This is a genomic window from Pseudooceanicola nanhaiensis, assembly GCF_020171315.1.
Classification (GTDB): Bacteria; Pseudomonadota; Alphaproteobacteria; order Rhodobacterales; family Rhodobacteraceae; genus Pseudooceanicola; species Pseudooceanicola nanhaiensis_A.
Genome location: NZ_JAIUZP010000012.1, coordinates 70216 through 86815 on the forward strand (window position 1 = coordinate 70216; position 16600 = coordinate 86815).

14 protein-coding genes are annotated in these 16600 nt (G+C 67.7%); 7 read left to right on the plus strand and 7 right to left on the minus strand.

The features are described from left to right. Window positions 1-4: 4 nt before the first annotated feature. The 6 genes from LCM32_RS18575 to LCM32_RS18600 all read right to left on the minus strand — a co-directional run bounded on the left by LCM32_RS18575 (window position 5) and on the right by LCM32_RS18600 (window position 8245). Window positions 5-1204 (minus strand): UbiH/UbiF family hydroxylase, encoded by a 1200-nt coding sequence (locus LCM32_RS18575; RefSeq protein WP_224822589.1) that lies wholly within the window; start codon window positions 1202-1204, stop codon window positions 5-7. Between the two features lie 120 nt (window positions 1205-1324). After that, window positions 1325-1564, minus strand: coding sequence for a hypothetical protein (locus LCM32_RS18580; protein ID WP_222493466.1), 240 nt, complete (start codon window positions 1562-1564; stop codon window positions 1325-1327). Window positions 1565-2158: 594 nt separating this feature from the next. Further along, window positions 2159-5053, minus strand: a complete 2895-nt coding sequence (gene ileS / locus LCM32_RS18585; RefSeq protein ID WP_224822590.1) for an isoleucine--tRNA ligase — start codon at window positions 5051-5053, stop codon at window positions 2159-2161. Between the two features lie 236 nt (window positions 5054-5289). Then, entirely contained in the window at window positions 5290-6342 is a 1053-nt protein-coding gene (locus LCM32_RS18590; protein WP_224822591.1) for a YcjF family protein, read from the minus strand. Then, entirely contained in the window at window positions 6339-6833 is a 495-nt protein-coding gene (locus LCM32_RS18595) for a GNAT family N-acetyltransferase (RefSeq protein ID WP_224822592.1), read from the minus strand. The genes LCM32_RS18590 and LCM32_RS18595 overlap by 4 nt, the downstream gene beginning before the upstream one ends. Then, window positions 6830-8245, minus strand: a complete 1416-nt coding sequence (locus tag LCM32_RS18600; RefSeq protein ID WP_224822593.1) for a YcjX family protein — start codon at window positions 8243-8245, stop codon at window positions 6830-6832. The genes LCM32_RS18595 and LCM32_RS18600 overlap by 4 nt, the downstream gene beginning before the upstream one ends. Before the next feature lie 159 nt (window positions 8246-8404). Here LCM32_RS18600 and truA point away from each other — a divergent pair, with 159 nt between their 5' ends. After that, window positions 8405-9172: a tRNA pseudouridine(38-40) synthase TruA gene (truA, locus tag LCM32_RS18605; protein WP_224822664.1), complete on the plus strand. Its 768-nt coding sequence runs from the start codon at window positions 8405-8407 to the stop codon at window positions 9170-9172. Here the strand turns inward: truA and LCM32_RS18610 are convergent. After that, window positions 9169-9789 (minus strand): TetR/AcrR family transcriptional regulator, encoded by a 621-nt coding sequence (locus LCM32_RS18610; RefSeq protein WP_224822594.1) that lies wholly within the window; start codon window positions 9787-9789, stop codon window positions 9169-9171. The two genes, truA and LCM32_RS18610, sit on opposite strands and share 4 nt — an antisense overlap. Window positions 9790-10026: 237 nt before the next feature. On the opposite strand from LCM32_RS18610, the gene LCM32_RS18615 reads away from it, so the two are divergent. The 6 genes from LCM32_RS18615 (at window position 10027) to LCM32_RS18640 (ending at window position 16598) form a co-directional block, all read left to right on the plus strand. Further along, window positions 10027-11277 (plus strand): Zn-dependent hydrolase, encoded by a 1251-nt coding sequence (locus tag LCM32_RS18615; protein WP_224822595.1) that lies wholly within the window; start codon window positions 10027-10029, stop codon window positions 11275-11277. A gap of 113 nt (window positions 11278-11390) precedes the next feature. After that, on the plus strand, window positions 11391-12851 hold the full coding sequence (hydA, locus tag LCM32_RS18620) for a dihydropyrimidinase (protein WP_224822596.1): 1461 nt from the start codon (window positions 11391-11393) through the stop codon (window positions 12849-12851). Window positions 12852-12948: 97 nt separating this feature from the next. Continuing rightward, on the plus strand, window positions 12949-13731 hold the full coding sequence (locus tag LCM32_RS18625) for an ABC transporter ATP-binding protein (RefSeq protein ID WP_224822597.1): 783 nt from the start codon (window positions 12949-12951) through the stop codon (window positions 13729-13731). Window positions 13732-13800: 69 nt separating this feature from the next. Then, window positions 13801-14718 carry an ABC transporter permease gene (locus LCM32_RS18630; protein WP_224822598.1) on the plus strand — a complete coding sequence of 306 codons (918 nt, stop codon included), beginning with the start codon at window positions 13801-13803 and terminating at the stop codon, window positions 14716-14718. Then, entirely contained in the window at window positions 14715-15560 is an 846-nt protein-coding gene (locus LCM32_RS18635) for an ABC transporter permease (RefSeq protein WP_224822599.1), read from the plus strand. Before LCM32_RS18630 ends, LCM32_RS18635 begins: the two co-directional genes overlap by 4 nt. 48 nt (window positions 15561-15608) lie before the next feature. Then, window positions 15609-16598: an ABC transporter substrate-binding protein gene (locus LCM32_RS18640; RefSeq protein WP_318246205.1), complete on the plus strand. Its 990-nt coding sequence runs from the start codon at window positions 15609-15611 to the stop codon at window positions 16596-16598. Window positions 16599-16600: the final 2 nt, after the last annotated feature.

The following is a 16600-nucleotide window of genomic DNA, read 5'->3' on the forward strand; positions in this document are numbered from 1 at the left end:
ACCCTCAGCCTTTTGCGCCAAGGCCCATCTGCATCAGCATGCGCCGCACCGGGGCCGCGCCATAGAGCGCCCCCAGCGTCGCCGCCCGCAGGTCGCGCAGGGGCTGCGCGTGGATCTGCGACGCGCGGTTCAGCATGTCGATGCCTGCCGCCCGCAGCGTCACCTCGCCATGGCGGGCGTTGTGGTAGTCCTCCATCATCTGCCGGTCGCCCAGACCCGCCGGGCGCGCCACCGCAAGGTCGCGCAGGCAGCGCAGGTCGCCGAGGCTCATGTTCAGCCCCTGCGCCCCGATGGGCGGCACCACGTGGGCGGCCTCGGCCATCAGGGCGACCCGCTGGCCCGACATGCGGTCCGCCACCTGAGAGATAATCGGCCAGACCGAGCGCCGCGTCAGCAGCGTCAGCGGCCCGAGGATGCCGGTGGAGCGTTCCATCATCGAGGCCTCGAAGGCCTCGACCGGCAGCTGTGCCAGCCGGTCGACCTCGGCCCCGTCCTCCATCCAGACAATGGCCGAACAGGGGCCGCCGTCGCGGTCAGGCAGGGGGACCAGCGTGAACGGCCCGCCGGAGCGGTGCACCTCGGTCGAGACATTCTCATGCGGGATGGGATGCGACACGGCGAAGGCGAGGGCCTTCTGCCCGTAGCGGATCGTCTTCGCGCCGATGCCTGCCGCCTGCCGCATGGGCGAGTTGCGCCCGTCCGCGGCCAGCACCAGCTTCGTGCGGATGCGGCTGCCGTCGGTCAGGCGCACGAAGGCTTCCGTTTCGCGGGTCAGCAGGCTCTCGGTTCCCGTGCCGGGGCGGAAGGTGACGCTGTCGAGGTCCTCGATCCGGGCGAGCATCTCGCGCCGCAGCAGCCAGTTGGGCAGGTTCCAGCCAAAGGGCAGGTCGCCGATGTCCGAAGCCTCGAAGTCGCGCACGAGGCGGGCCGTCGGCTCCGCGCCGCCGGCATCCACGATGCGCATGATCTGCAAGGCCGCCGCATGGGGATCGAGCCGGGCCCAGAGGCCCGCCTCTTCCAGCAGGGAGCGTGCGGGTTGCAGGAAGGCGGTGGTGCGCAGGTCCGCGCCCTCGGCCCCGCCATCGGTGACGGGCGGGGCGGGATCGACGCAGAGCACGGAGAACCCGGCCGCGCCCATGACGCAGGCCGCGGTCAGGCCCGCGACGCCGCCGCCGGAGATGAGAATGTCGTAACGCTGGTCCATCGGCGCTGCCTCCGCTTGGCGCCCCTGATGCGGGCGCAGGTGGCCCCGCCCCCTGACGGGGCGGCTTGGCCCCTATCTAGGGCGCGGGGCGGGGAGGGGAAAGCGGCAAAGCGGCGCGGGCTACTTGCCCACGGTGATGAGGATCAGGATCGTGAACATCACCGGCACCATCGCGAGCGCGGTGAGCCCGAGGGCGACGAGGCCCCAGGTCTTGATCGCGAGGATCAGCAGCGTCGCGAGGATGACGAGCAGGTAGGGCGCATTGCCCTTGAAGTCGCGGGCGAGGTCACGGGCGAACCAGCCGATGACGGGGATCGAATAGACGAGGCCACGGGGGGCCGGGCGGGAGGCGTCGGTCATTGAGGGCTCCGGAATGAGAAGGTGTGGGAGAGATGGGTGTTTCCGCCGCGTCGTGCAAAGCGACATTCCGTCCCGCTGCGGCGGCGCGCCGCAGGGAGGCGAGGACGTGGGCGGAGGTTTGCCGGTGTGGGGGGCGAGGCTGCGCCATCTGGCTGTGGACGCCCCGGGCGTCGAGCGACATGTCTCCCCGAGACCCCGAGACCCCGAGACCCCGAGACCCCGAGACCCGAAACCCGAAACCCCGAGACCCCGCGCGGGCGAGGTGGCCCGCCGGATGTGAGATGCGTTCCTGGGATAAGGCTCGCTTGCTTCGGCACCCGCACTCCCGCCAGCGTTGCCGGTCAAGGTGCCGTCCCCTCTAGAGGTCCCGCCCGGCCGCAGGCCGGGCAGCGCCGTCCCGCCCCCATGGGGCGGCGCTATGCGCCACCCCGCGGGACGGCGCTGCCCTTCGTGGCAATGCGGGCCGTGGAAGGGGAAGGCACGTGGGCTAAAAAGAAAAACCCCGCCGAAGCGGGGTTTTCGATCTCGTCTGATCGGTCCTTTGCGAGGGGCCCGATTGCGGGCCCTGATCACTGGTCCCGGTCACCGGCCCTGTCAGCCGAGCGCCTCGTCGCAGCGCTTGCAGACATGGGCGTGGGCGTGGGTCCCCACGTCCGGCAGGATCTTCCAGCACCGCTGGCATTTCTCGCCATCGGCCTTCTCGAAGACCACGCCGACGCCCGGCACCTCGGAGAGGCGGAAGGCCTCGGCCGGGGCCGCGTCGCCCGTCAGCGACAGGGCGGAGGTGATGCAGATGTCCTCGAAGGACACCGACTTCAGCGCCGCCAGCATCTCTGCCTCCTCGACGTGGACCACCGGGGCGGCCTCCAGCGAGGCGCCGATCACCTTGTCGGTGCGCTGCACCTCCAGCGCGGCGGTCACCACGCGGCGGGCGGCACGGACCTTGGCCCATTTCGCCGCCAGTGCATCGTCACGCCAGTCGGCGGGCGTCTCGGGCATGTCCTGCAGGTGGACCGAGTTGTCCTCGCCCGGGAAGCGGGACAGCCAGACGTCCTCCATCGTGAAGACCAGCACCGGCGCCAGCCAGGTGGTCAGGCGGTGGAACAGCAGGTCCAGCACGGTGCGGGCCGCATGGGCGCGGGTCGTCTCGCCGTCGCAGTAGAGCACGTCCTTGCGCACGTCGAAGTAGAAGGCCGACAGCTCCACGGTGCAGAAGTTGAACACCGCCTGGAACACGCCCTGGAAGTCGAAGCTGCGGTAGCCCTGGCGCACGACCTCGTCGAGCTCCGACAGGCGGTGCAGCACCCAGCGTTCCAGTTCCGGCATGTCGGCGGCGGCCACGCGGTCTTCCTCGCGGAAGTCGTTGAGCGAGCCGAGCATGAAGCGCATCGTGTTGCGCAGGCGGCGGTAGCTGTCGGCGGTCCCTTTCAGGATCTCCGGGCCGATCCGCTGGTCGGCGGTGTAATCGGCCTGCGCGACCCAGAGCCGAAGGATGTCCGCACCGTATTGCTTCACGACCTCCTCGGGGACGATCGTGTTGCCGAGCGATTTGGACATCTTGTTGCCCTTCTCGTCCAGCGTGAAGCCATGGGTCACGACGTTGCGATAGGGCGCGCGGCCGGTGGTGCCCACCGATTGCAGCAGGGAGGAGTGGAACCAGCCGCGGTGCTGGTCGGTGCCCTCCATGTAGACATCCGCGATGCCATCCTCGGTCCCGTCGGGGCGGTCGCGCAGCACGAAGCTGTGGGTCGAGCCACTGTCGAACCACACGTCCAGCACGTCATAGACCTGCTCATAGGCCTCGGGATCGGCGGCATCGCCGATGAAGCGGGCCTTGGCGCCGTCCTCGTACCAGCAATCCGCGCCCTCGACCTCGAAGGCCTCGGCGATGCGGGCGTTGACCGCCGGATCGCGCAGCAGGAAGTCCGCGTCGGTCGGCAGCGCGCCCTTCTTGGTGAAGCAGGTGAGCGGTACGCCCCAGGCCCGCTGGCGCGAGAGCACCCAGTCGGGGCGGCTTTCCATCATCGAATAGAGGCGGTTGCGGCCCGATTGCGGGGTCCACTTCACCTGATCGATGCAGGTCAGCGCCCGCTGACGGATCGTCTTGCCGTTCTGGTCCTGCCCGTCGTTCACGTCGCGGTCGATCGAGGCGAACCACTGCGGCGTGTTGCGGAAGATCACCGGCGCCTTGGAACGCCAGGAATGCGGGTAGGAGTGCTTGACCCGGCCGCGCGCGATGATGCCACCGGCCTCGACCAGCTTGGCGATCACGGCGGTGTTGGCCTTGCCTTCCTTGCCCTTGTGATCGAACACCTGAAGCCCCGCGAAGAAGGGCACATGGGGCAGGAACTCGGATTCCTCACCCACGTTGTGGGTCATCCGGTCGATCCAGTTGCGCTTGACGAAGCACTCGTAGTCGTCGGCACCGTGGCTGGGCGCGGTATGGACAAAGCCCGTACCCGCGTCATCGGTCACATGGTCGCCGTCGATCATAGGGACCTCGTAGTCCCAGAAGCCGTCCGCGCCCTCGATCCCGGCGAAGGGGTGCTTCATGACCGAGGAGGCGAGGTCCTCGACCGCCACATCGCCCACGCGGGTCCACTGGCCTGCTTCCAGCCGCGCCTTGCCCAGCGTCTCCTCGGCCAGCGCATCGGCCAGCAGGTAGCGGTCGCCCACGGCGCACCAGCATTCCTCGGGCGTGCCGGTGACCTCATAGAGGCCATAGGCGATCTTGGGGTTGTAGGCGACGGCCTTGTTGGACGGGATGGTCCAAGGGGTCGTGGTCCAGATCACGGCCTTGGCGCCGGAGAGCGGGCCCGAGACCACCTCGAACGGCACCCAGATCGTGTGGCTCTGGTGATCGTGGTATTCGATCTCGGCCTCGGCCAGCGCGGTCTTTTCGACCGGCGACCACATCACGGGTTTCGAGCCCTGGTAGAGCGTGCCGTTCATGAGGAACTTCATGAACTCCTCGGCGATCACCCGCTCGGCATGGAAGTCCATGGTCAGATAGGGATCGTCCCAGTTGCCGGTGATGCCGAGGCGCTTGAACTCCTCGCGCTGGATCTCGACCCAACCCTCGGCGAACTTGCGGCATTCCTGCCGGAAGTCGACGATGTTCACCTCGTCCTTGTTCTTGCCCTTGGCGCGGTACTGCTCCTCGATCTTCCACTCGATGGGCAGGCCGTGGCAGTCCCAGCCGGGGACATAGCGGCTGTCGTGGCCCATCATCTGGTGCGAGCGGACGATCATGTCCTTGATCGTCTTGTTCAGCGCATGGCCGATGTGCAGGTGGCCGTTGGCATAGGGCGGGCCATCGTGCAGCGTGAAGGGCGTGCGGCCCTCCTTCTCGCGCAGGCGGTCGTAAACGCCGATCCGGGCCCAGCGGGCCAGCCATTCCGGCTCGCGCTTGGGAAGCCCTGCGCGCATCGGAAAGTCGGTTTCGGGGAGGTTCAGCGTGGTCTTGTAGTCAGGCGTCTCGGCGGACATGGATGGTCTGTCCTTCGTCGAATTGGGAAAATGAGGATGAGGGCGGCGCGGCAGCCCATGCGCCTTGTCCCGGCCGCTCCGAGGTCTCAGAGCGCCGGGCGACTAATTCGAATGATCAGCGCCGGTATCCGTGTCATGGGCGCCTTATAGGCAAAGCCCCTGCGATGGTCCAGCACCCAGCGGGGGGCATAGGGGCAACCCTTCATCTTTCCCCAAATCCTCCGGGGGAGCCCGCCTCAGGTGTCCCGGTCGAAAAGCCCGGTCAGCGCCCGTTGCAGCACGTTCGTCACCCGCGGCTTGCGCAGCCTGTCGAAGGGCAGCGGGCGGCAGACCTCCATGGCGGCGATGCCCACGCGGGCGGTCAGCGCGCCGTTCACCACGCCCTCGCCGAAGCGGCGCGACAGTTTCGTCAGCAGGTGCCCGCCCGCGACCGAGCCGATCAGGTCATCGCCCACCGCCACGGCGCCGGTGGCCACCAGATGGGTCATCACCGCCCGCGTCAGCCGCAGCGAGCCCAGCGTACCCGACCGCCCGCCATAGATCTCGGCAATCCGCCGGATCATCCGCAGGTTCGCGGTCAGCGCCGTCGCCACGTCGGCCAGTGCCAGCGGCAGCAGCGCGGTCACCGTGGCGACCTGACGTGCCGCGGCCTCGACCTCGCGCCGGGCGGCGGCGTCGAGCGGGGCCATCAGCTGCGCCTCGGCCAGCCCCAGCAGGGCGGCGGCATCGAACTGTTCCGGCCCCTGCCGGGCGAGTGTCTCACGGGCGAGGCTCAGCTCGGGCCGGTGGCCATAGGTGCCTTCCAGCTGTTTCACCAGCTTGCGGGCGCGGCCCAGATCGGCCTCGGCCAGCGTGGCGACGGCCTCCTCGTGGAGCCGGTCCATCCGCGCGAGGCGCGAGAAGGCGGCGACTTCCTTCACCGCGATCGCCAGCAGCACCAGCACGAAGGCGGCAAAGAGCACCGCCACCGCCATGCCGAGCAGGGGCACCTGTGCGATCAGCCCGGTGACAAAGTTCCACGCCGCGACCGAGATCACGACGCCGACCAGCGAGACCAGCAGCGACCAGAACCAGCGCGCCAGCCGTGACGGACGCCGCGCGGCCAGCGTGGCGACGGTCTGCATCGCGCGGCCCTCAGGGGCGGGGGCCACGGGGTCGGGCACCGGCGGCGCGCTGTCGGGGCCGGGCCGGGCCTTGCCCTCGTCCAGCTCGAAGAGTCGCGGTGCGCGGCGCGGCGTCTCGCGGTCGCTGGTATCGTCGCTCATGTCGTCACGCTTCTCGGGGCTCATTCCTGCGCCTCCCTCGTCCAGACCATCTTGATGTCGGGCAGCGCCTCGTCATTGCCCTCGCCATTGCCGCGCCCGGCCTCGGTGAACCCATGGGCGGCATAGAAGGCGCGCGCCGCGGCATTGGCCTCCAGCGTCCAGAGGATCAGCCGGTCGCTCTCGCGCTTGGCCTCCTCCAGCAGGCGCCCGCCCAGACCCCTGCGGCGGGCGCGGGGATGGACGTAGAGCGCGTGGATCACCTCGCCCTGCCGTGCAATGAAGGCGGCCACGCCACGGCGGTCGCGGATATGGCGCACCCAGCCGTCGCGGACGATCTTGTGCATGACGCGCAGATCAGTCCGGCGGCTGCGCACCTGTGGCAGCCAGGGCGTCGCGCGGGTGAAGGACCACAGCACGCGGGTCAGCGCGGGCGTATGCCAGACCCGCGCGCGGCGCGACGTGCCGGGATCGCGCAGGACCTTGGACGCGCCTTGCGGCCGCGCGGGCCGGGTCACAGCCGGTCCCCGATCAGGAACTGCGCCGCCTGATCAAGGCGAATGTGCGGTGGCCCCTCGCCGGGTTTCAGCCTGAGCGGAGCCGGGGCAAAGCCCATGATCTGGTAATCTCCGTCGAGCCACTGCGCCTCGCCCGCCCGCGCCGGGTTTAGCAGGCGGGCGGGGTCCTCCGGCAGCTCACCGGGATAGAGCGCGGCCAGCTTGCCGGTCTCCATCAGCCGCCCGCGCACGCAGTCGAGGCTTTCGCCCTCGTAGGTCATGGTCTCTTCCACCGTGGCGCGCAGGGCGGCGATGGCCATGGCATGGGTCTTCGCGCCCGCGAAATTCGCCCGGTCCGCGGCATCGCGCACCAGCGCCTGCATGATCCCGGTCAGACGGCCATGCTGGGAATGGTGCAGGTGATCGGCCTTGGTGGCGGCAAAGAGGATCTTCTCCACCCGCTTGCCCATGAGGATGCGGGACAGGAAGGCATTCCGCCCGGGCCGGAACGCCCCGAGGATGTCGGCCATGGTGCGCCGCAGGTCCTCGACCGTCTGCGGCCCCTTGTGGATCGCGCCAAGCGCATCGACCAGCACGACCTGCCGGTCGATCCGGGCGAAGTGATCGCGGAAGAAGGGTTTCACCACCTTGGACTTGTAGGCCTCGTAGCGCCGCTCCATCTCGCGCCAGAGCCCGCGGCGGGGGGCGTCGCGTTCGGGCGGCAGCGGCGCGAAGGTCAGGACCGGAGAGCCCTCCATCTCGCCCGGCAGCAGGAACCGGCCCGGCGTCAGGTCAGAGAAACCCGCCTTGCGCGCGCCCTCGAGGTAGGCGGTGAACCCGCGGGCGAGGGCCTGCGCATCGGCTTCCTCCCAGTCGCGCCGGCCCGACATCTGGGCGGCCTGCGTGCGGAAATCCTCTGCCACGGGGCGGGAGGCGATCCGGTCCAGCACCTCCTGCGACCACTCGGCATAGGATTTCTCCAGCAGGCCGAGGTCGAGCAGCCATTCGCCGGGATAATCCACGATGTCGAGGTGCACGGTGCGCGGCCCGGAGAGGCCGCCAAGCAGGCCGGTGGGGCGCACCTTGAGTGAGAGCCGCAGCTGGCTGACGGAGCGGGTGCTGTCGGGCCAGTGCGGCTCGGCGCCCGTCAGGGCGGCCATATGGGTCTCGTAGTCGAAGCGAGGCATCGTGTCGTCGGGCTGCGGTTGCAGGTAGGCGGCGGCGATGCGCCCGTCACCGGCGGCGGCCAGCTGCGGCATCCGCCCGCGGTCCAGCAGGTTGGCCACCAGCGAGGTGATGAAGACCGTCTTGCCGGAGCGCGCCAGCCCCGTGACCCCCAGCCGGATCACCGGCTCGAAGAAGGTCTCCGAGACCCGGTCGCCCACTGCCTCGACCGAGCGGCTCACGCCCTCGGCCATTGCCCCGATCACCACTTGCCGTACCCTGCCGTCCTGTCCATGGATCTCAAGATAGGGGCGCAGCCGCCGCGTGACCAGTGTCAGGACCCGCAGCAGGCGCCGGAGGCCGGGATGGGCAGGGCCGAAGGGGCCATGGCCCTTGCCGGGCAGGGGCGCTTCGCGCTATCGGGCGCCATGCCCAGATATGCCCTGAAAGTCGAATACCACGGTGCGCCCTTTGCCGGATGGCAGAGGCAGGCCGACCAGCCCTCGGTGCAGGGGGCGATCGAGGCCGCGCTTGCGAAGCTGGAGCCGGGGCCGCACACGATTGCCGCCGCCGGGCGGACCGACGCGGGCGTCCATGCCACGGGGCAGGTGGCCCATTGCGATCTGCAGAAGGACTGGGACCCTTTCAAGCTGGCCGGGGCGCTGAACTACCACCTGAAGCCCGCGCCGGTGGCCATCGTGGCCTGCGCCGAGGTGGAGGAGGACTGGCACGCCCGTTTCTCGGCCATGGAGCGGCGGTATTTCTTCCGGCTGCTGATGCGCCGCGCGCCGGCCACGCTGATCGACGGGCTGGTGTGGCAGGTGTCGCAGCAGCTGGATGCGCAGGCGATGCGCGCGGGCGCGGCGCATCTGATCGGGCATCACGACTTCACCACCTTCCGCAGTTCCATCTGCCAGTCCGCCAGCCCGGTGAAGACGCTGGACGAGATCACCATCGAGGAGGTCGAGGGCCAGTGCGGGCCCGAGCTGCACTTCCGCCTGAGGGCGCGCAGCTTCCTGCACAACCAGGTCCGCTCCATCGTGGGCACGCTGGAGCGTGTGGGCGCGGGCTCTTGGGCGCCGGACAGGGTGAAGGACGCGCTTGAGGCGGCGGACCGCAGCCGCTGCGGCCCGGTCTGCCCGCCGCACGGACTTTACCTTGCGGGAGTGGGCTACCCCGACGATCCCTTTGCCTAAGGTTTAAGCGCCAGCATCCGGGTGAAGAGCGTGATCACGTACTCCTCGGCCTCGGGGAAGGGGTCCGTGTCGCCGCTGCCAAGCACCGCGCGCACCTGCACGTCGAAATCCGCGTAGTGCTGCGTCAGTGACCAGATCGAGAAGATCAGGTGGTAGGGATGCACCCGCTGAATGCGGCCTTCCTCCATCCATCTGCTCAAAACCTTGGCTTTTTCGTCCACCAGATCCTTCAGCTCGCCCTCCAGCGTGGGCAGGATATGAGGCGCGCCCTGCACGATCTCATTGGCGAAAAGCCGTGATTCGCGGGGAAAGTCGCGGCTCGCCTCCAGTTTGCGGCGGATATAGGCGAGGATTTCCTCCATCGGATCGCCCTCCGGGTCCATCTCGCGCAGCGGATCGAGCCATGTGTCCATCAGCGTGGCCAGCAGGTGCTGGTGGATGGCCTCCTTGGAGGGGAAATAATAGAGCAGGTTGGGCTTCGACAGGCCCGCCGCCTTGGCGATCTGGTCGACGGTCGCGCCGCGGAACCCATTGGCGGAAAACACTTCCAGGGCGGCTTCGGTGATGGCCGCTGTATTGCGCCGCTGGATACGCGTGGTGCCGGCGGTTTGGTTCATGAAAACTTGTCTCGTCTTCTAATCTTAGTGTGAGCAATTGTTCCGGGCGGGGAGGGGCTTGTCCAGACTGATCACAAATTGATCACTTCCCCCGGTGTCGGGACGTTCCGCCGGGCGCGGCGGCGATTTTCTTGACTGGCTACTGCCCTTTGATAGCGTGACTTTGACCGTTTGGTCAAATGCGACAGGCTGGCGTACCTTTGCGGGCGACCGGCCGGAACGACAGGAAGGACGATCATGCCAGCCCCCGGTGAGAATTTCAGGATCAATGCTGACAGGCTGTGGGACAGCCTCATGGAGATGGCGAAGATCGGCCCCGGTGTCGCGGGCGGCAACAACCGCCAGACCCTGACCGACGAGGATGCCGAGGGCCGTGCCCTGTTCCAGAAATGGTGCGAGGACGCAGGCTGCACCATGGGTGTCGACAAGATGGGCACCATGTTCATGACGCGTCCGGGCACCGACCCCGACGCGCTGCCGGTCTACGTGGGCAGCCACCTCGACACCCAGCCCACGGGCGGGAAATACGATGGCGTTCTGGGGGTGCTGGCCGCACTGGAACTGGTGCGCACGCTCAACGACATGGAAGTCCAGACCAAGCATCCGATCGTCATCACCAACTGGGCGAACGAGGAAGGCGCGCGTTTCGCCCCGGCGATGATGGCCTCGGGCGTTTTCGCGGGCGAGATCGACATGGACTATGCCTATGGCCGCACCGACCTCGAAGGCGCGTCCTACGGGGATGAGCTGGAGCGCATCGGCTGGGTCGGTGACGAAGAGGTCGGCGCGCGCAAGATGCACGCCTACTTCGAATACCACATCGAACAGGGCCCGATCCTCGAGGCCGAGGAGAAATCCATCGGTGTCGTGACCCACTGCCAGGGCCTCTGGTGGCTGGAATTCACCCTGACCGGGAAAGAGGCGCACACCGGCTCGACCCCGATGGAGATGCGGGTGAACGCGGGCCTCGCCATGGGGCGGATCCTCGAGATGGTGCAGGAGGTGGCGATGGCCGCCCAGCCCGGCGCCGTGGGCGGTGTCGGCCAGATGAAATTCACCCCGAACTCGCGCAACGTGCTGCCGGGCAAGGTGGTCTTCACCGTCGATATCCGCACCCCCGATCAGGCCAAGCTGGACCGGATGCGGGCCGAGATCGAGACCCGCGGGGCGGCGATCTGCGAAGAACTGGGCGTGGGCTGCGCGATCGAGCCGGTCGGGCATTTCGACCCGGTGACCTTCGCGCCGGAACTGGTGGGCCGCGTGCGCAGCGCCGCCGAGACGCTGGGCTATAGCCACATGGATATCATCTCGGGCGCGGGGCACGATGCCTGCTGGGCCGCCAAGGTGGCACCGGCGACGATGATCATGTGCCCCTGCGTGGGCGGGCTCAGCCACAACGAGGCCGAGGAGATCAGCAAGGACTGGGCCGCGGCGGGCGCCGACGTGCTGCTGCACGCGGTGGTCGAGACGGCGGAGATCACCGCCTGAGGGAACGGGGGAGGGGGCTCTGCCCCCGCCGCCTGACGGCGGCCCCCCGGGATATTTGGAGCAAGAAAATGGGAGGGGCCCGCGTGCCCTGACCCCAGCGTGGGAGAGATGTGATGAGCAAGGTGATCAAGGGCGGTATCGTCCTGACCGCGGACCGGCAGCGCGCAGCGGATGTGCTGATCGAGGGCGAGACCATCAAGGAGATCGGCGAGGACCTGAAGGGCGATGAATATATCGACGCCTCGGGCGCCTATGTGATTCCGGGCGGGATCGACCCGCATACGCACCTCGAGATGCCCTTCATGGGCACCACGGCGGCGGAGACCTTCGAGACCGGCACCTGGGCCGCTGCCGTGGGCGGGACCACGATGCTGATCGACTTCTGCCTGCCGGGCGAGGACGGCTCGATCAAGAACGCGATCCAGGAGTGGCACCGCAAGTCGGCACCGCAGATCTGTTCCGACATCGGCTATCACATGGCGATCACCGGCTGGAACGAACAGATATTTGCCGAGATGAAGGATGCCGTGGACGCGGGCGTGAACTCCTTCAAGCACTTCATGGCCTACAAGGGCGCGCTGATGATCGAGGACGACGAGATGTTCGCCTCCTTCGCGCGCTGCAAGGAGCTGGGCGCGCTGCCCATGGTCCATGCCGAGAACGGCGACCTCGTGGACCTGATGCAGAAGAAGTTCCTTGCCGAGGGCAAGACCGGGCCGGAATGGCATGCCCGCTCGCGTCCCGCCGAGTTCGAAGGCGAGGCCGCGAACCGCGCGATCACCATCGCCGATGCCGCGGGCGTGCCGCTTTATATCGTGCATGTCTCCTGCGAGCAGGCGCATGAGGCGATCCGGCGTGCGCGCCAGAAGGGGATGCGCGTCTACGGCGAGCCGCTGGCGCAGTTCCTGACGCTGGATGACGACGAGTATCTGAGCGAAGACTGGTTGCATTCCGCCCGCCGGGTGATGTCGCCGCCGTTCCGCGGCAAGGAACATCAGGACGGTCTCTGGGCGGGTCTCCAGTCGGGCTCGCTCCAGGTGGTCGCCACCGACCACGCGGCCTTCTCCTCGAAGCAGAAGATGATGGGGCTCGACGATTTCACCAAGATCCCCAATGGCACCAACGGGCTGGAGGAGCGCCTCGCCGTGCTCTGGACCCGCGGCGTGGAGACCGGCCGCCTGACGCCCGAGGAATTCGTTGCCGTCACCTCGACCAACGTGGCGAAGATCCTGAACATCTATCCCAAGAAGGGCGCGATCGTCGAAGGCGCGGATGCGGACATCGTGGTCTGGGATCCGAAGATCACCAAGACGATCTCGGCCTCGAACCACCATTCGATCCTCGATTACAACGTCTTCGAGGGCATGGAAGTCACGGCGCAGGCGCGGTTCACCCTCTCGCGCGGCGAAGTGATCTGGGCCTGGGGCCAGAACTCGCAGCCGCAGCCGGGCCGGGGCCGTTTCGTGCCGCGTCCGGCCTTCCCCTCGGCGCACAAGGCGCTGTCGAAGTGGAAGGAGCTGAACTCGCCCCGCTCGGTGAAGCGCGACCCGATGAACATCCCGGCCGGTATCTGAGCCGGACGCAGTGCAATATCCGGGTCCGCCTGCGCGGGCCCGGCAAGAACCGACCGGCCAGACTCGCAGGGGCATTGCCGGCACAAGGGAGACGGGCGTGAGCCAAGCCACTGTCATAGAAGCAAAACATCTCGACCTGACGTTCCAGACCGCCGATGGGCCGGTGCAGGCGCTGCGGGACGTGAACCTCTCCATCGCGCAGGGGGATTTCGTCAGTTTCATCGGGCCCTCGGGCTGCGGCAAGACCACCTTCCTGCGCTGCGTGGCAGCGCTGGAGACGCCTACCGGCGGGACCCTGACGGTGAACGGGATGACCCCGGACGAGGCGCGGCGCAAGCGCGCCTACGGCTATGTGTTCCAGGCCGCGGGCCTCTACCCGTGGCGGACCATCGCCAAGAACATCAAGTTGCCGCTGGAGATCATGGGCTTCTCGAAGGCCGAACAGGAGGAGCGCGTGGCGCGTGTCCTCGACCTCGTGGACCTCTCGGGGTTCGGCGGCAAGTTTCCGTGGCAGCTGTCGGGCGGGATGCAGCAGCGGGCCTCGATCGCCCGGGCACTGGCCTTCGACGCCGACCTCCTGCTGATGGACGAACCTTTCGGCGCGCTGGACGAGATCGTCCGCGATCACCTCAACGAGGAGTTGCTGAAGCTCTGGGCCCGCACCGGCAAGACCATCGGCTTCGTCACCCATTCGATCCCCGAGGCGGTCTATCTCTCGACCAAGATCGTGGTCATGTCGCCGCGCCCGGGCCGGATCACCGACGTGATCGAGAGCCCGCTGCCGAAGGAGCGCCCGCTCGACATCCGCGACACGCCGGAATTCCTCGAAATCGCCCACCGCGTCCGCGAGGGCCTGCGCGCGGGGCATGCCTATGACTAAGCAGGCTGTCATGTCACCTCCGGGCCGCCCTGCGGCGTGCCTGCGTGTCGCCGGGATGGAGGGCCGCTGATGCGCTCCATCGTTCCCGTTCTCACCGTCGTGGCGGTGATCATCGCGCTCTGGTACGCGGCCTGCGTGCCGATGAACATCAAGTTTGCACTGACCATGGCCGAGCGTGAGGGCGCCGTCATCGAACCTGAGGGGGCCGCCGCGCGGCGTGACCTCTCGGCCATCGGGCTGGCGCTGCGCAACCCGGATCAATGGGGCGACACGCTGGCACAGGACAAGCCGCGGCTGCCCGCCCCGCACCAGGTGCTGGTGGAGCTTTATGATACGGTGATCGACAAGAAGATCACCTCTAAGCGCAGCCTTGTCTTCCACGGCTGGATCACGCTGTCGGCCACGCTGCTGGGCTTTGCCATCGGCACGGTCGGGGGCATCGTGCTGGCGGTGGGTATCGTGCACAGCCGGGCGATGGACATGTCCGTCATGCCCTGGGCTATTGCCAGCCAGACCATCCCGATCCTCGCCATCGCGCCGATGATCATCGTGGTGCTGAACTCCGTCGGCGTGCAGGGGCTGCTGCCCAAGGCGCTGATCTCGGCCTACCTGTCGTTCTTCCCGGTGGTCGTGGGCATGGTTAAGGGGCTGCGCAGCCCGGACCAGATGCAGCTCGATCTGCTCAAGACCTATTCCGCCAGCAAGGGCGAGGTGTTCTGGAAACTGCGGCTGCCGGCCTCGGTGCCCTATTTCTTTGCCTCGCTGAAGATCGGCATCGCGGCCAGCCTCGTGGGTGCCATCGTGGGCGAACTGCCCACCGGCGCGGTGCGGGGCCTCGGTGCGCGACTGCTGACGGGCAGCTACTACGGGCAGACGATCCAGATCTGGTCGGCGCTTTTTGCGACTGCGATCCTCGCGGCGCTGCTGGTGGCGGTGATCTCGGGCCTTGAGCGCGGCACGCTGAAGCGGATGGGGCTGGGCCGATGACACTTGTGATTGCTGCCTTCCTCCTCTGGGCGCTTGCCTGGGCGCTGAACGTGAAACTGGCCAACGGCCCGGGCGCGCAGAGCGCGGGCGTGCGGCTGGCCGTGCCGGTGATCTTCGGGCTGACCCTGCTGGCGGTCTGGGAACTGCTGGTGCGGGGCCTCGACATCCCGCTGGTGATCCTGCCTGCGCCCAGTGTCATCGCCGCCCGGTTCCTGAGCGAGATCCCGACACTCTGGGCCGATTTCGTGCAGACCTTCGTGAAGGGCGCGCTCTCGGGCTATGTCATCGGCTGCCTTGCGGCCTTTGCCACCGCGATCCTCGTGGACCGCAGCGATTTCCTGCGCCGGGGGCTGCTGCCTGTGGGCTCCTTCGTGGCGGCGCTGCCGATCGTGGGCACCGCGCCGATCCTCGTGATGTGGTACGGCTTCGACTGGCAGTCCAAGGCGGCGGTGGTCGTCGTCATGGTCTTCTTCCCGATGCTGGTGAACATCGTCGCCGGGCTGAACGAGACCTCTGCCATGCAGCGCGACCTGATGAAGACCTATGCCGCCTCCTACTGGCAGGGCTTCTTCAAGCTGCGCCTGCCGGCGGCCATGCCCTTCCTGTTCAACGGGCTGAAAATCTCATCGACGCTGGCGCTGATCGGCGCCATCGTGGCGGAATTCTTCGGATCTCCCATTGTGGGGATGGGCTTCCGCATCTCAACATCCGTGGGGCAGCTCGCGCTCGACATGGTCTGGGCCGAGATCGTGGTGGCCGCCATTGCCGGCTCTGCCTTCTACGGGACCGTGGCCCTGATCGAGAAAAGGGTCACCTTCTGGCATCCCTCGCAAAGAGGGTAACGACACCCCGCAAGAGCGGGGGACTAGACCAAACATGGGAGTAACATGATGAAGACGTTTCTGACTGGTGCCGCGACGGCGCTCGCCCTGGCCGCGCCGGGCATGGCCTTCGCCGCCGACGAGGTGAAACTGCAACTGCAGTGGGTCACCCAGGCCCAGTTCGCAGGCTATTACGTGGCGCTGGAGAAGGGCTATTACGAAGAGGAAGACCTCGACGTGACGATCCTGCCCGGCGGCCCCGACATCGCACCGCCGCAGGTGCTGGCAGGCGGCGGCGCCGACGTGATGCTGAACTGGATGCCCTCGGCCCTGGCGGCCCGTGAAAAGGGCCTGCCGGTGGTGAACATCGCGCAGCCGTTCAAATCCTCCGGCCTGATGCTGACCTGCTGGAAGGACACCGGCATCACCGGCCCGCAGGACTTCAAGGGCAAGACCATCGGCGTCTGGTTCTTCGGCAACGAATACCCCTTCCTGTCGTGGATGAGCCAGGAAGGCATCTCGACCGACGGCGGCGACGATGGTGTGACCGTGCTGAAGCAGGGCTTCAACGTCGATCCGCTGATCCAGCGTCAGGCGGACTGCATCTCGACCATGACCTACAACGAGTACGGTCAGGTTCTGGATGCGGGCGTCTCCGAGGATGAACTGGTGACCTTCAAGTACGAAGATCAGGGCGTCGCCACGCTGGAAGACGGCATGTACGTGCTGGAAGAGAACCTCGCGGACCCTGCCTTCAAGGACAAGATGGTCCGCTTCGTGCGCGCCTCCATGAAGGGCTGGAAATGGGCCGAGGAGAACCCGACCGACGCGGCAGAGATCGTGCTCGAATATGACGAGACCGGCGCCCAGACCGAGGCCCACCAGGTCCGGATGATGGGTGAGATCGCCAAGCTGACCGCGGGCTCCACCGGCGCGCTGGACGTGGACGACTACCAGCGGACCGTCGACACGCTGCTGGCGGGCGGCTCGGACCCGGTCATCTCGAAGGCTCCGGAGGGCGCCTACACGCTCGACATCACCGACGAAGCGCTGAAGTAATC